Raw genomic sequence first — 14,716 nt, forward strand, 5'->3', positions numbered from 1 at the left:
GGGAGTGATTACCCGAAATCGTTTACTAGCTCAGAACAAATTCTCCACCAGCAGAAGTATCTGTATAGGGCTCATTTTCAATATTTAACTTACACGCAGGCGCTTGTATTGATTCACCCATAGGCATTTTCCTAGCCTCATAAATATCCTTATCCACTTCAACCGCTTCACCATATCTAAGCTCGATCACACGATCAGCACTGGCTATGGTTTCAGGACGATGAGCGATAATGATACGAGTTATATCTAAAGACTTAACTGCAGTATTAACTGCATATTCAAGCTTGGTATCAAGATTACTCGTAGCCTCATCCATAAATAAAATTTTAGGTTTGCGATATAACGCACGAGCTAATAGTAGGCGCTGAATTTGACCACCAGACAATGCGGCTCCCATGTCACCAACCAGCGTGTTATAACCCATAGTCATATTAGCAATATCTTTATCTATAGCTGCAACCTGAGCAGCCCACTCTACTTGCTTCATATCTAACTGCGGATCAAAAAATGAGATGTTATCGGCTATTGATCCAGATAGTAGCTGATCATCTTGCATAACTCCTGCTATTTGAGAGCGGTAGCTACCTAAACCTAATTGACGAATATCTTGATTATCAACCAATACCTTTCCATCATCAGGCTCAAAAAGTCCAAGCATAATTTTTGCGAGCGTTGTTTTACCACAACCAGAAGGGCCTATTATTGCAACTGATTCACCAGCTTCAATTTGCAAATTAAGAGATTTAAAAATAGGTGCGTCTTTTTGATTATATTTATAGGCAATATTTTGTAGCTCAATCTTCCCCGTTAATGGAGAGCCTGATATTTTTCGCTCAATATCTTGTTCTTTATCTGTGAGTGTAATATCACCTAAGCGATTGAAGTGCAGGTTCAGCATTTTAAATTCAATGGCTTTCTCAACAAGGCCTGCCATTTTTTCTACGAACTGTCTTTTATATGCCATAAAGGCAAATAACATCCCTACCGTTAGGTCGCCATCCATCACTAATAAAGCTGCAAAATAGATAACCAGTACGTTTTCAACGCCAAAAATAACTTTATTTACTGCTTCATACCCGATATTTAAATGTCCAACGCGTATACCTGCGTTCAGACTATCCGCATATTTATTATGCCAAACACTTTGTCTTTGTACTTCACGACCAAATAGCTTTATCGTTTGTATTCCGCGAATGGTTTCCATGAAGTTAGATTGCTCTTTTGCAGAATTCACAATGACTTCTTCCGACATTTGCCTCAATGGTCGGTACATTGCAATTCTGAAAATGGCATATAACACAATGGCAACTAGCACTACGAAGCTCAATTTGGGGCTGTAAACAAAAATCATCACTAGTGTGGCAATTGCCATAATACCATCGATGATAACTTCTATTACTCCCTGAGTTAGCAGGTCTTTCACTTGTTGTAATGAGCCAAAACGCGAAACCACATCACCAATATGGCGCTTTTCAAAGTACTTTAAAGGTAAGCGTATTAAATGATAAAACAGGTTGGAGCCAAGCTGTATACTCATCAAGTTTCCAAAGTGTAATAGCAAAACACTCCGAACGGCACCAGTTATCATTTCAATTAACATAAGAAGGCCAAAGCCTATCGCCAATATCGCGAGTAAGTTCTTGTCGTAGCTGAGCACAACTTCGTCGACAACTAACTGCATATAGTAAGGACTTGCAATCGCGAACGCCTGGAGTAATACCGATAAAATAAACACTTTACCAAGTGTTGATTTCATCCCAGTCACCTTGCTCCAAAAGTCAGATAACTTCAAGTTTACTCTCGTATCCTCAGAGCGAAACTCCTCTGTTGGATTTAGCTCTAAAGCAACACCAGTAAAATGCTTAGAAAACTCGCTTAATGTATATTTTCGTAAACCAACTCCAGGGTCATGTATTTCGACTCCGCGACTTGAAACTTTTTTTAATACCACAAAGTGGTTCATATCCCAATGTAAAATGCAGGGGGTCTTGAGCTTAGGTAGATGCTCTAAGTCTAGCCGTAGTGCTCTTGTGCTAAACTTTAACTTATCAGCAATCTGCATCAACTCTTCTAAATTTGCTCCTTTGAGCGATATTTCGTGTTCACGTCTAAGCGAAGTAAGATCGGTTTTATGACCATGGTATGCCGCTACCATAGCTAAGCTAGCTAAACCACATTCAGCGGCTTCAGTTTGCAAGATCACAGGTAGACGCTTATTGCCACTAAATCTCAATAAATGCATAGGGTTTTCCATTACAACGCTCCTTTGATGCTGTAAATTGGTTCAAACAACCACTCAAATAATGAGCGACTATCAACCATAATGTCGGCTTCTAGTAACATTCCAGCTTGGAGCGGAACTGTCGCGCCATAGGCATTAGCAGACTGAGATTTAAGACTAACAACTACTTGATATACCGGTTCTCGCAAAGATACAGGGGCATTTGCTTCATTAGGTAATAAAATTGATTTAGAAACTGTATTAATATGCCCTTCATATATGCCAAAGCGCTGATATGGAAATGCTTGATAACGGATCCGAGTAAGCTGCTCAGGTTTTACAAAGCCATAAGCTCTCGTTGGCACAAATAGAATAGCCTCCAACTCCGCATCATGCGGCAGAACAGTCATTATGGGAGTTTGTCCATTTGCAACCATCCCCGGTTTCACAAGTAGATTGCTAACTTTGCCATCCATTTGGCTCAGTATGTTGTAGCTTTGCTGGCCTTGTGCTTGTCTGATTTGCTGGTTGATACTTGCCAGTTGTGACTGAAGGCTTACTTGTTTTTCTCGATGATCTATAGGTAACTGCGCTAGCTCATATTGTAGTTGACTCATCTGTTCTCTTTGACTGGATAGCCGCGACAACAGCTCTTCTTGCTGCTGAGTAATTGCTAATAAGTTGTCTTTTTGAGTCTTTAAGTCATTACCTGAGGCAAATCCCTTTGTGATAAGTGCTTCTGTATTTTTGACTCGCTCATCACTAAGTGCTACTCGCTCGGATAGCAGTCGTAACTGGTTTTTAGCCTTTTCTAGCTGAATTGACAAACTTGCGATCTGAGACTCAAGTTTATCCTGATTCATATCTCTCAACTTTATTTGATTCGCGAGATTTTCTTGCAATAGCTGCTTTTGCTTTTCCAACTCAATGACGATTGCGGCATTCATGTCTGCACCAGACGTCAGTACCCGCTCCATACGAATCGTTGCGAGCACTTCACCTTTCTTAACAGACTGACCTTCTTCTACCAAGACCTTATCAACTACCCCTGTGCCGAGCGGATAAACTTTGCTTACCCCCTGTGTTGGCCTCAGGTAACCAGAAACCACTTCTTTTCTGTGGTACTCTCCTAGGAATAAATAAGCGCAACCTATAACTACGATAAGTACAATTACACCTAGTATCCAGTTGAATGACATATGAGTGGCAAGGGTAACTTCACCATCGAGTTTATGCCCTTGATGTAATAGCGCTTCTTTTCTGAATAAGTCAGACATTATGCCACCTTATTGTCAGGCAATGCTGCAGAGTTAAAAATTCTCCATTCATCATTATCACGAGTCATCATGTGAACGTTGCTTGATACCTGAACAACTTCATTACCTTCAATTGTCGCTTCAAACTTTAAGCTATCTCGCACGATTAATAGGTCAGGTTGCTTTGAGATAAGCTCAACACTTTGTAATGAAAGTTTGAACTTAAATTGCTGTCGCATACCAGAAAACTGCTGATAATTTGCTTCAATAAGTGGAGAGTTACTACAGTAGAATTGCGCTAAGTTATCTAACTCACCATTACATATTAGTTCGTAGTAATTATTAAAGTATTCTTCTAACGTCATTTTCAGTGCCTATTCAAACTAATAAAGTGGTTTGATAATGCCTATAGTTCACTTACATTTCAAACAAGCAAGAAATAAAAAATAAACATGAAAAACAATAACTTACCCATAATTAATATGAAAATATATGGATATTATTTGATAATATTAAGGTTGTTTTGAAGGCTGGTCGGCATACGCCTTACATGGAGCAAGCGCTAAATAGGTCGGTTTTCTACTTAAGCTTGAGTGCATGTTTATTGCATCTTCACTCGACTTCCAAAAGAATATATTTGCTCGAGCATGATAAAACTGAACCGCAAAACCAGTACTTTCATCATCTGTACAAATAAAATAATTTACAGAGATGTCAGGGTACGTATTAGACTGTTCAAATATCATGTATCCGTAGCTTGCATTGGGTGTGATCTTGAGTATTCTCTTTCCGGTAGTGAGTTGAGGCGTATCTTTAAGCGCGTACTGTACGATTCCGCTGGAGTGTGAAAAGAAAGGCTTAAAATGACTATCAGTCGAGAGGTACTCAAATAGTACCTCTTCCTTATGAATGGGTCCCTGTTCAGTTTGATTGCGTATTGACTTCATTCCCCCTCCGGCCACAATGTATTCCACTGGCTGAGGTATAAAAGTTAACTCTTTAATAAGTATAACATTGGTTAAAAGCCAAACAGCACGCATCAATCGAGCGACCCTATTAGCTTATTGTGGCTTTACCGCCCATCCCACAGGCAATGCTGCCCTGATTACACATCACGCTGTAGGTCAATAACTCCTTAACTATTTCATCAGTACCAGCACCATTAACGCTAGATGCTTGTGACTTAGTTAGTTGCTTTAGTTGCTTTTTTTTAATTGAAAGTTTCATTTTTTATTCCTTTTGTATTGTAGAGCAAGGTCTAGCATAGCGATAAATCAAAAACTTGCTATTAGCAAAACCTTAGGAAATCTAATTTGAACATTAGGATAAGTATCTCAATAAGTTTGACTGGATAAATTAGATCCCCTAGACTAAGTTTTCCTTATTACATCTGCATTTCTCGCATATGTAACAGCCCGAGGCACCGCCATGCTCTCGGGCTTTTTTATTTGTTCTCAAAGACCGTGATTGCATTGTACTTATGTGTGATAGCAAAAGTTAGATAACTGCCATCACTATCGATTAGTCTCACATTTAACAGATTTCTTTGCTCACTAGGATCGTAAGAATCTAGTTCATTTCGCGATAAAGCTTCGGGGTCAAACTCCATTAGGTTTTTACCGTCAAAGTAAATTAACTCCGCTCCAAATAATGTAAAATTGGGGAAAAATGGTTCAACGTAGGTGCTTTGCCCAGTAAATGCTCCCTCTTCGAGATCGTATAACCGTACCTCTCTGAAAAAGTTCTGCGTAATACACTTTGACTCTGTAAAGCAGGTAAACCAAAGAACATCTCTTATCGGCAGTAGGCGTTGCTTTCCAGTCATACTGTCTATAAGAAGCGCTCTATTTATCTTCCCCTTTTGTACCACTACAGCTATCTGAGAATCATTAGACGCTTCAATCTCAACCACTTTCTCATCAAATGAGAATTCATTGACTAACTTACCTGTGAGGTCAAATACCTTGACATCTTTATCTAATCTTATATAAATCAATGAGTTATCTTTATTTACCTTAACCCGATAAGCAAACTCATCTAACTGTATTTGGCGAATAACACGGCCTTGCTTGTCTAAAAAACTAAGTAAATGCTCATTAATATGCTCAACATTGGAAATAACAACAAATTGATCAATATTTTCCAGTGCAGCGGCATCTCTGGCCCCTGCAATATCCAGCTGCTTGACAAGATCTTTTGAATACAGTGTAGTTACCACTTCAAAGTCTTTTTGTTGCGCCAAATATCTATCTTTTGCTACACGCCAAATATTTCTATACTCGACTGATGAGTTATTTTTGATGTTCTCAATTTCAACTCCCAGATCGATATCAAATGCTTTGACACTTTGGGACAGTAAATCAAACCAATATAACTGGTTATCAACAATCGTAAAGTTGTTTACGACTCCTGTAATGGTTGCTACCTGAACTAGGTTACTGCCTTCAATATCAGTATAAAAAACTTCTGTAAACTCACTTTGCATCCGTTTGAAATACACTCGTCCGTTACTGGAGTCATAATACAGTAATTGATCGCCAAATGAGCTTACGTTTGGAGAAGATATTCTAAACTCAAGCTCTCTTTTTCTATCGAAAATATAAAGTGCCGCAGTATGGCTCTTTTCACGAAAGCCTAGCTTGTCGTAGAGTAGATAACGATTATCAACTTCTAATAGGTTGCGAATTTGCTTATCACATCCCATTACTTTTTGCGCATCAGTTTCCTTCAAATAATCAATACGCCATATGGCACAAGCACCATCTGCAGTTTTCTCTCTGTAGAAAAGGTGCGAAAGAGAAGTTGAAAAACCTAAAGGCTCTACATCGCTGTCAGGAAAAGTAAATTTCTTTGCATCATCGTGTTTCATTGAACGAACAACAATAGATTTACTCGTGTCAGATTCCGACAAATAAGCATAATAATTGCTGTCAGGGTGCAATATTAAATAACTGTAATATGCCTCTTGCCAAGTGATAGCACGCTCCTCAAAACTATCAAATGAATGCTCTTTAATAGCGGTGAGCGCTTGATTCTCATTTTTTTTAGAAGGGAGGAGATAAAACATTGATAGCGTGATTGCTACAGCAAGAAGAATTAAGCCAACAATTATTGTGGAGTAATTTTTTTTAGATTTTTTAGTGGGTGGTGGGGTTACATCTGGATTACTAGATTGGCCACCATCTTCAAAAAGAACAATTTCTCTATCTACCGCTAAGCTATAACCTTTACGGTAGTGAGTCTTAATAATAACGCCTTTGAACTTTTCTGACTTTAGCAGTTTTCTAAGTTCAGAAATCGCTCTATTTATTGCGTTATCATCAACATAATGCTGGCACCAAACGTCATCAATTAAGTCTTGTCTAGTTATAATTTGATCGATGTTAAGTAACAAATAGCAAAGAATCTTATAAAGCAGTGGCTCTAATTCCCTACTTTCGTCACCATCAGTGATTGTTTGCTTTTTGGGATCTAAAGTCCATTGAGCAAACTTAACAAATTGGACTGTTCTAGTGAAATTTACTTCTTTCATCACTTTTCCGTGCTTTACCTCATCCATGAAGCCTGCGAGTTTCCATTATCGAGAAGACAGTACCTATTCTAAGATAACAAAGTTATTTTTCAATAAATACGAACAATTAAAGTAGCAAAAAAAAAAACTTTACTAACACATTCAACTTAAAACTTAACTTTAAAAACAATAAGTTCAAGGAAACGCGCTCACTTATACCCATTACAAATGAAAAAGACAATATCGAAGCATTATTTCTTTTTTATCATGTAAAAAGTGTTATTTTTCTGGATGTTTCAAAAGTTAGGATATCTATCAAAAATAGAATTTAAAAACAAAAAGTTACAGCCCACTCTATATAAAAAGAAGCAAATGATGCTGTTCAAAGCTTGAACAGCTCTCGATACCTATTTGCATCGACGCATTCATAGCGAATCTTTCTAGTATGGGAATGTCTATAAAGCTTTACACGTTGTCGGCTATAAATTGTATGAAGAAATAACTTAGCAGATCCGCTCTCCCCCCCTACTACCACCAAGGTATCTACCTATAGGTAAGCAGGCAAAATTTAGTCATTTAATTGGTCTAAATGCCTTGGTATATCCCCCTAAAATTTATGAGTGAATTAATGCAATGGGTATAATAGCTAGATTGCAAGCCTTTAGCTCTATATCAGTACGCATAAAAAAACCCACGCGATGCGTGGGTTTTTGATAACCAGATAGGTGGTTGCTTATTTGCGCAGCTGGCGAATAACGCGTAGTTGAGCAAGGGCTTCTTCTAGTTGTACTGCAGCTTGTTGGTAATCCAACTCACCGCTAGTACCAGAAGCCATTTGCGCTTGCGCTTCACGTTTAGCTTCTTCAGCAGCTTGCTCGTCAAGCTCTTCCGCACGAATAGCAACGTCCGCGAGAACAGTTACTGTTTGTGGTTGAACTTCAAGCGTACCGCCTGCAACGTAGATAACTTCTTCTGAGCTATCTGCTTTAACCAAACGTACCATACCAGGTTTTAGGCCAGTCAGTAGTGGCGCGTGGCCTGGATGAATACCAAGCTCACCTTCACTACCTGTCACTTGGATAGTAGTCACATCACCAGAGAACAAGCTCTGCTCTGCACTTACTACATCAAGGTGTACTGTCATTGCCATAACAACCTCCTAATTACATGTTTTTAGCTTTATCAACTGCTTCGTCGATTGAGCCAACCATGTAGAATGCCTGCTCAGGCATATCATCGTAATCACCGTTTAGGATGCCCTTAAAGCCAGAGATTGTGTCTTTAAGAGATACGTATTTACCAGGTGCACCCGTGAATACCTCAGCAACGAAGAACGGCTGAGATAAGAAACGCTGGATCTTACGTGCACGAGATACAACTTGCTTATCTTCGTCAGATAGCTCGTCCATACCTAGGATTGCGATGATGTCTTTCAGCTCTTTATAACGCTGTAGAACTGTCTGAACGCCACGTGCAGTGTCGTAGTGCTCTTGACCGATAACTTGTGGGTCAAGCTGACGTGAAGTTGAATCTAGAGGATCTACCGCAGGGTAGATACCTAGAGAAGCGATATCACGAGAAAGTACTACTGTCGCATCTAAGTGAGCAAACGTTGTTGCTGGAGATGGGTCAGTCAAGTCATCCGCAGGTACGTATACCGCTTGGATTGAAGTGATTGAACCAGTCTTAGTTGATGCGATACGCTCCTGTAGAACACCCATTTCTTCAGCTAGTGTAGGCTGGTAACCTACTGCTGAAGGCATACGACCTAGCAGTGCTGATACTTCAGTACCTGCTAGTGTATAACGGTAGATGTTATCTACGAAGAATAGTACGTCACGACCTTCGTCACGGAACTTCTCAGCCATTGTTAGACCAGTTAGTGCAACACGTAGACGGTTACCCGGTGGCTCGTTCATCTGACCGTATACTAGTGATACTTTGTCTAGTACGTTTGAGTCGTTCATCTCATGGTAGAAGTCATTACCCTCACGCGTACGCTCACCAACACCTGCGAATACTGAGTAGCCGCTGTGCTCGATTGCGATGTTACGGATAAGTTCCATCATGTTTACGGTTTTACCTACACCCGCACCACCGAATAGACCAACTTTACCACCTTTAGCGAATGGACATACAAGGTCGATAACCTTGATACCAGTCTCTAGAAGTTCAACTGAGCTGCTCTGCTCTTCGTATGATGGTGCTGCACGGTGAATAGACCAACGCTCTTCTTCACCGATAGGGCCCGCTTCATCAATCGCGTCACCAAGTACGTTCATGATACGACCTAGGGTCTTAGTACCAACTGGAACCATGATTGGTTCGCCAGTGCCTTCTACTGATGTACTACGACGTAAACCGTCAGTAGTACCAAGTGCGATAGCTCGTACCACACCGCCACCTAGCTGCTGTTGCACTTCTAGTGTCAAACCAGCTAAGTCGCCTTCTGTAACTTTTAGTGCGTCATATACGGCTGGCACGTTATCTTGTGGAAACTCGATGTCCACAACGGCGCCGATAATTTGGACGACCTTACCTAAACTCATGTCTATTCCTCTTATTAAACTTTGCCGAAGCGTTACACGGCAGCCGAACCGCTCACAATCTCACTGATTTCTTGTGTGATTGCGGCTTGACGTGCCTTGTTGTATACCAGCTGTAGCTCATCAATCAGGCCACCTGCGTTATCAGTTGCGGCTTTCATCGCAACCATACGGGCAGCTTGCTCAGAGGCAGCATTCTCAACTACGCCTTGGTAAACCTGAGACTCAATAAAGCGCACAATAAGTGTCTCTAGAATCGCCTCTGGGCTTGGCTCATATAAGTAATCCCAAGCGTGAGCTGATACTTCTTCTTCAGCTTTTGGCAAAGGTAATAACTGATCGATAACAGGCTCTTGTTTCATTGTGTTGACAAACTTGTTGTACACAACAAATAAGCGGTCAATTTTGCCTTCTTCGTATGCATCTAGCATCACTCTTACAGAACCAATTACGTCCTGAATTGAAGGTGCATCTCCCAACCCTGCCTTTTTGGCTTCAAGCGAACCACCAAAACGTCTAAAGAAACCAGCAGCTTTGCTACCAAGTGCTGCGAACGACGCCTCAACACCCTTTTCTTTCCACGCTTTCACGTCTTTCGCTACACGCTTAAACTCGTTTGAGTTTAAGCCACCACAAAGACCACGGTCTGTAGAGATAACGATATAACCAACTCGTTTCACATCGCGCTCTTCTAGGAACGGGTGATGGAAATCAAGATTAGCCTGAGCAACACGACCGATCACTTTGCGTAAGTTTTCAGCGTATGGACGACTAGACGCTACGCGTTCTTGTGCCTTCTTCATTTTAGAAGCGGCAACCATCTCCATTGCGCTGGTGATCTTTTGAGTATTCTTGATACTCCCGATCTTGCTTTTTATCTCTTTTCCGCTGGCCATGACTCTCTCTCCGAATCTCGGTGAGTAGTTACCTACTCACCTTAATAACACATTACCAAGTTTGCGTAGACTTGAACTTCTCAAGAAGCTCTTTAAGCTGCGCTTCGATCTCGGCGTTGTAGTTACCAGTTTCATTGATTTGAGCCATTAGCTCTGCGTACTCGCTCTTAGCAAATGCGATTAGGCTTGCTTCGAAATCAAGGATCTTGTTGATTTCGATATCTTTTAGGAAGCCTTTCTCTACTGCAAATAGCGACAATGACATATCAGCAACAGACATCGGTGCGTACTGTTTCTGCTTCATTAGCTCTGTTACACGCTCACCGTGTTCAAGCTGTGCACGTGTTGCATCATCAAGGTCAGAAGCGAACTGAGAGAACGCCGCTAGTTCACGGTACTGAGCTAGCGCTAGACGGATACCACCACCTAGTTTCTTAACAATCTTAGTTTGAGCTGCACCACCTACACGAGATACCGAAATACCAGCGTTAACCGCTGGACGGATACCTGCGTTGAACAAGTCAGTTTCCAAGAAGATCTGACCGTCAGTGATTGAGATAACGTTGGTAGGTACGAATGCAGAAACGTCACCACCTTGAGTTTCAATGATTGGCAATGCCGTCAATGAACCTGTTTTACCTTTCACTTCACCATTAGTGAACTTCTCAACGTAGTCAGCGTTTACACGAGACGCACGCTCTAGAAGACGTGAGTGAAGATAGAAAACGTCACCTGGGTATGCTTCACGGCCAGGTGGACGCTTAAGTAGTAGTGAGATTTGACGGTAAGCAACAGCTTGCTTAGACAAATCATCATATACGATTAGTGCATCTTCACCGCGGTCACGGAAGTATTCACCCATAGTACAACCAGAGAACGGCGCTAGGAATTGTAGCGCTGCAGATTCTGATGCAGAAGCAACTACTACGATAGTGTTTGCAAGCGCACCGTGCTCTTCTAGTTTACGTACTACGTTAGCAATTGTTGACGCTTTTTGACCAACCGCTACGTACACACACTTAACGCCTGTGTCTTTTTGGTTGATGATAGCATCGATTGCTAGTGCTGTTTTACCAGTCTGACGGTCACCGATCACAAGCTCACGCTGACCACGACCAACTGGGATCATCGCATCGATAGACTTATAACCAGTTTGTACTGGCTCATCTACTGATTGACGCTCGATTACGCCAGGTGCGATTTTTTCAACTGGTTCGAAACCATCGTTATCAACAGCGCCTTTACCGTCGATTGGCTCACCTAGTGTGTTAACAACACGACCTAGTAGACCACGGCCTACAGGTACTTCAAGGATACGACCAGTTGATTTAACTTTTACGCCTTCTTTAAGGTCAGCGTATGGACCCATTACTACTGCACCTACTGAGTCACGCTCAAGGTTTAGTGCGATAGCATAACGGTTGCCAGGAAGCTCGATCATCTCACCCTGCATACAGTCAGCAAGACCGTGGATGCGGATGATACCGTCGGTAACAGATACGATAGTACCTTCGTTACGCGCTTCACTTACAACTTCAAACTGTTCAATGCGTTGCTTGATCAGTGCAGAAATTTCTGTGGAATTAAGTTGCATGCTCTTTTTCCCAATTACGATTGTAGCGACGTCGCAAGACGATCTAGCTTGCCGCGAACAGAACCGTCGATTACGGTGTCACCGGCTTTAATCACAAGACCACTTACAATGGCTTCGTCGATGCTACAATTCAGCTTAACTTTGCGTGCGAAACGTTTCTCAAGTGCCGCGACCAATTTTGCTTGCGTATCATCTGCAAGCACTGTTGCTGAAACCACATCTACTTCGATTTCTTTGTCATAGTCTGCTTTTAATTCTGCAAACAATTCTGCAACAGCTGGGATGGCGGCTAAACGCTCATTTTCGGCCATCAGCTTGATAAGATTTTGACCTTGTTCGTTGAGTTGCTCAGCACATAACTTGATAATGATTTCAGACTGCTGTGATTCAGTGGCGATGCTACCAAGTAGCGCCTGAACCTGCTCGTCGCTGGTAACTTGACCAGCGAAGAACAGCATTTCATTCCAAGCTTCAACTGTGCCTTTTTCAACGGCAAGTTCAAAAGCCGCTTTAGCGTATGGGCGAGCGATAGTAGTCAATTCAGACATGCTCATACCCTCCTACTTAAAGCTCAGCGACAAGTTTTTCAACGATGTCACTGTGTGTGGCTTGATTGATTTCACGCTCTAAAATCTTCTCAGCGCCTGCGATAGAAAGTGCAGCGACTTGTGAACGCAGCTCTTCTTTCACACGGTTGCGCTCAGACTCAATTTCAGAGTGTCCCTGAGCAATGATGTTTTCACGCTCTTGCTGACCACGAGTAGTCTCTTCATCAACAATTAGCGCAGCACGCTTCTTAGCTTGTTCGATGATTTCAGCCGCTTGTGCTTTCGCTTCTTTCAGCTGTTCAGCACCTTGAGCGCGAACGCGATCAAGTTCTTTCTCAGCTTCATCAGATGCCGCTAAACCATCTTCGATTTTCTTCTGGCGAGCTTCAATCGCACCATTTAGTGGTGGCCATACGAACTTCATACAGAACCATACGAAGACCACAAATGCGATTAATTCACCTATTAGAGTGGCGTTTAAGTTCACGACCGCTCCTCCTTACTTGACAGTTGTTCGTTTCAGGTATTTTGCAATATTAAAGAGCGAACAACATGTACATAGCGATACCTACACCGATCATTGCAACGGCATCGATAAGACCTGCTAGGATGAACATTTTAACTTGTAGTGAAGGCGCAAGCTCAGGTTGACGAGCACATGCTTCTAGGAACTTACCACCCATGTTACCGAAGCCTAGTGCAGTACCGATAGCACCAAAACCGATTAGTAGTGCAACAGCGATAAGTTTAATAGCAACTGCGATTTCCATTTTTATCTCCAAAGTTTCAATAGTAAATTAAAGTTTAAGTTTAAGTTGTAAAAATCTTTATTATTCAGCAGATTAGTGACTTTCTGTACTAGCCATACTGAGGTAAACAATAGTCAGCATCATAAATACGAATGCTTGAAGAACGATTACCATAATGTGGAATACTGCCCACACGAAGTGCAGTGGTAACTGCATTAAACCAATTGCACCGATAAGGATGAAGATCATCTCACCTGCGTATAAGTTACCGAACAAACGTAGTGCTAGCGAGAACGGCTTAGCAACCAATGCGATTGTTTCAAGTAGTAAGTTAAACGGGATCAACACTGCCATCATTAGTTTGTTTTTAGAGCTAAATGGGTGCAATGTTAATTCTGCAATAAAGCCACCGATACCTTTGATTTTAATTGAATAACCGATCATCAGAATAAACACACCTAGCGCCAGTGCAGCTGTCATGTTTAAGTCTGTTGTAGGTACAATCTTCATGTATACATCGTGTGAATCCATACCAAATGCTTGTTCACCAACAAAGCCAGCGAATGCAGGTAGGAAGTCAACTGGAACTAAGTCCATCAAGTTCATTAGGAATACCCAAACGAAGATCGTTAGGGCTAAAGGTGCAACTAACTTGCTGTTACCATGATAAGTGTCACGTACGTTGGCACCAACGAACTCAACAACCATCTCGATAAAGCACTGGAATTTACCAGGAACACCTATAGTGGATTTTTTAGCGGCACTTCGGAAGATCCATAAAAATATCAGACCTAAACCGATTGACCATGCGAGGGTATCTACATGCCATGTCCAGAAACCACTATCCGCACATGCTTTGTTGAAGGCAAGACCGGCATCGGTCGAGCACATCTTGGCATTGGTCAAGTGGTGCTGAATATGGCTTGATAGAGTAACTTCTTCTGCAGCCATGTTTTATCCCAAAAGTTAATGATTAAAAAAAATCAGGACCAACCATTGTGTCAGCATCACGAGCATATACGCGCCGAAGAAAGGCAGCATCATTACCGAAAAATGCTTAAAAATCAGTGCAAAGAGCACAACAGTTAGCAAAAATTTTAATCCATTTCCTCGTTTTATCGAGGAATATACTTGATTTGCTTTGCTTGCACCCATAAATCGAAAGGCGTAAGCAGCAAATACAAAATTAGGGAGTACCAACACAGCGCCGCCAGCTAATGCTGAAACTCCGGCTTGTACTCCCCAACCTATAAAAACGATTACTGCAGCGACTAATGCTACGATACCCTGAATCAAAACACCTTGTAATGCGGCTCGCCTGTATGGGCGGGCTAACGAATGAGTCACTTTATATTAACCTTAATGACGTTAAATTTTATCAGGGTATGAAAACTG

15 protein-coding genes are annotated in these 14,716 nt (G+C 41.5%); all 15 read right to left on the bottom strand.

The annotated features are described in order from the left end of the window. Nucleotides 1–25 precede the first annotated feature (25 nt). On the bottom strand, nucleotides 26–2,254 hold the full coding sequence (locus B1L02_RS18460) for a peptidase domain-containing ABC transporter (protein WP_088532204.1): 2,229 nt from the start codon (nucleotides 2,252–2,254) through the stop codon (nucleotides 26–28). Then, nucleotides 2,254–3,498, bottom strand: a complete 1,245-nt coding sequence (locus B1L02_RS18465) for an HlyD family secretion protein (RefSeq protein WP_088532205.1) — start codon at nucleotides 3,496–3,498, stop codon at nucleotides 2,254–2,256. Before B1L02_RS18465 ends, B1L02_RS18460 begins: the two co-directional genes overlap by 1 nt. Continuing rightward, nucleotides 3,498–3,842 carry a hypothetical protein gene (locus B1L02_RS18470; protein WP_088532206.1) on the bottom strand — a complete coding sequence of 115 codons (345 nt, stop codon included), beginning with the start codon at nucleotides 3,840–3,842 and terminating at the stop codon, nucleotides 3,498–3,500. Before B1L02_RS18470 ends, B1L02_RS18465 begins: the two co-directional genes overlap by 1 nt. A 147-nt stretch (nucleotides 3,843–3,989) precedes the next feature. Further along, the gene (locus B1L02_RS18475; protein WP_151208259.1) at nucleotides 3,990–4,424 is read right to left on the bottom strand and encodes a hypothetical protein; all 435 of its coding nucleotides are present in this window, start codon (nucleotides 4,422–4,424) and stop codon (nucleotides 3,990–3,992) included. 109 nt (nucleotides 4,425–4,533) lie between these two features. Beyond that, entirely contained in the window at nucleotides 4,534–4,704 is a 171-nt protein-coding gene (locus B1L02_RS23865) for a hypothetical protein (protein ID WP_157757266.1), read from the bottom strand. A gap of 217 nt (nucleotides 4,705–4,921) precedes the next feature. Continuing rightward, the gene (locus B1L02_RS18480) at nucleotides 4,922–7,036 is read right to left on the bottom strand and encodes a winged helix-turn-helix domain-containing protein (protein WP_088532208.1); all 2,115 of its coding nucleotides are present in this window, start codon (nucleotides 7,034–7,036) and stop codon (nucleotides 4,922–4,924) included. A 685-nt stretch (nucleotides 7,037–7,721) separates the two neighbouring features. After that, on the bottom strand, nucleotides 7,722–8,138 hold the full coding sequence (locus tag B1L02_RS18485) for a F0F1 ATP synthase subunit epsilon (RefSeq protein WP_088532209.1): 417 nt from the start codon (nucleotides 8,136–8,138) through the stop codon (nucleotides 7,722–7,724). A gap of 13 nt (nucleotides 8,139–8,151) precedes the next feature. Then, entirely contained in the window at nucleotides 8,152–9,537 is a 1,386-nt protein-coding gene (gene atpD / locus B1L02_RS18490) for a F0F1 ATP synthase subunit beta (RefSeq protein ID WP_088532210.1), read from the bottom strand. Nucleotides 9,538–9,569: 32 nt separating this feature from the next. After that, nucleotides 9,570–10,430, bottom strand: coding sequence for a F0F1 ATP synthase subunit gamma (gene atpG / locus B1L02_RS18495; protein ID WP_088532211.1), 861 nt, complete (start codon nucleotides 10,428–10,430; stop codon nucleotides 9,570–9,572). Between the two features lie 52 nt (nucleotides 10,431–10,482). Continuing rightward, nucleotides 10,483–12,024, bottom strand: coding sequence for a F0F1 ATP synthase subunit alpha (gene atpA / locus B1L02_RS18500; protein WP_010376884.1), 1,542 nt, complete (start codon nucleotides 12,022–12,024; stop codon nucleotides 10,483–10,485). 14 nt (nucleotides 12,025–12,038) lie between these two features. Continuing rightward, the gene (gene atpH, locus B1L02_RS18505) at nucleotides 12,039–12,572 is read right to left on the bottom strand and encodes a F0F1 ATP synthase subunit delta (RefSeq protein WP_010604141.1); all 534 of its coding nucleotides are present in this window, start codon (nucleotides 12,570–12,572) and stop codon (nucleotides 12,039–12,041) included. A gap of 16 nt (nucleotides 12,573–12,588) precedes the next feature. Then, nucleotides 12,589–13,059, bottom strand: coding sequence for a F0F1 ATP synthase subunit B (gene atpF, locus B1L02_RS18510; RefSeq protein ID WP_088532212.1), 471 nt, complete (start codon nucleotides 13,057–13,059; stop codon nucleotides 12,589–12,591). A gap of 49 nt (nucleotides 13,060–13,108) precedes the next feature. Further along, on the bottom strand, nucleotides 13,109–13,342 hold the full coding sequence (atpE, locus tag B1L02_RS18515; RefSeq protein WP_010376881.1) for a F0F1 ATP synthase subunit C: 234 nt from the start codon (nucleotides 13,340–13,342) through the stop codon (nucleotides 13,109–13,111). Nucleotides 13,343–13,414: 72 nt separating this feature from the next. Then, nucleotides 13,415–14,272, bottom strand: coding sequence for a F0F1 ATP synthase subunit A (gene atpB / locus B1L02_RS18520; RefSeq protein ID WP_010376880.1), 858 nt, complete (start codon nucleotides 14,270–14,272; stop codon nucleotides 13,415–13,417). Between the two features lie 15 nt (nucleotides 14,273–14,287). After that, on the bottom strand, nucleotides 14,288–14,668 hold the full coding sequence (locus tag B1L02_RS18525; protein ID WP_010604145.1) for an ATP synthase subunit I: 381 nt from the start codon (nucleotides 14,666–14,668) through the stop codon (nucleotides 14,288–14,290). Nucleotides 14,669–14,716 lie beyond the last annotated feature (48 nt).

Source organism: Pseudoalteromonas piscicida, assembly GCF_002208135.1.
Lineage (GTDB): Bacteria > Pseudomonadota > Gammaproteobacteria > Enterobacterales > Alteromonadaceae > Pseudoalteromonas > Pseudoalteromonas piscicida_A.

Coding starts and splice junctions, on each gene's coding strand:
- B1L02_RS18460 (WP_088532204.1), bottom strand. CDS start 2,254: ATGGAAAACCCTATGCATTTATTGAGATTTAGTGGCAATAAGCGTCTA.
- B1L02_RS18465 (WP_088532205.1), bottom strand. CDS start 3,498: ATGTCTGACTTATTCAGAAAAGAAGCGCTATTACATCAAGGGCATAAA.
- B1L02_RS18470 (WP_088532206.1), bottom strand. CDS start 3,842: ATGACGTTAGAAGAATACTTTAATAATTACTACGAACTAATATGTAAT.
- B1L02_RS18475 (WP_151208259.1), bottom strand. CDS start 4,424: ATGAAGTCAATACGCAATCAAACTGAACAGGGACCCATTCATAAGGAA.
- B1L02_RS23865 (WP_157757266.1), bottom strand. CDS start 4,704: ATGAAACTTTCAATTAAAAAAAAGCAACTAAAGCAACTAACTAAGTCA.
- B1L02_RS18480 (WP_088532208.1), bottom strand. CDS start 7,036: ATGGATGAGGTAAAGCACGGAAAAGTGATGAAAGAAGTAAATTTCACT.
- B1L02_RS18485 (WP_088532209.1), bottom strand. CDS start 8,138: ATGGCAATGACAGTACACCTTGATGTAGTAAGTGCAGAGCAGAGCTTG.
- atpD (WP_088532210.1), bottom strand. CDS start 9,537: ATGAGTTTAGGTAAGGTCGTCCAAATTATCGGCGCCGTTGTGGACATC.
- atpG (WP_088532211.1), bottom strand. CDS start 10,430: ATGGCCAGCGGAAAAGAGATAAAAAGCAAGATCGGGAGTATCAAGAAT.
- atpA (WP_010376884.1), bottom strand. CDS start 12,024: ATGCAACTTAATTCCACAGAAATTTCTGCACTGATCAAGCAACGCATT.
- atpH (WP_010604141.1), bottom strand. CDS start 12,572: ATGTCTGAATTGACTACTATCGCTCGCCCATACGCTAAAGCGGCTTTT.
- atpE (WP_010376881.1), bottom strand. CDS start 13,342: ATGGAAATCGCAGTTGCTATTAAACTTATCGCTGTTGCACTACTAATC.
- atpB (WP_010376880.1), bottom strand. CDS start 14,272: ATGGCTGCAGAAGAAGTTACTCTATCAAGCCATATTCAGCACCACTTG.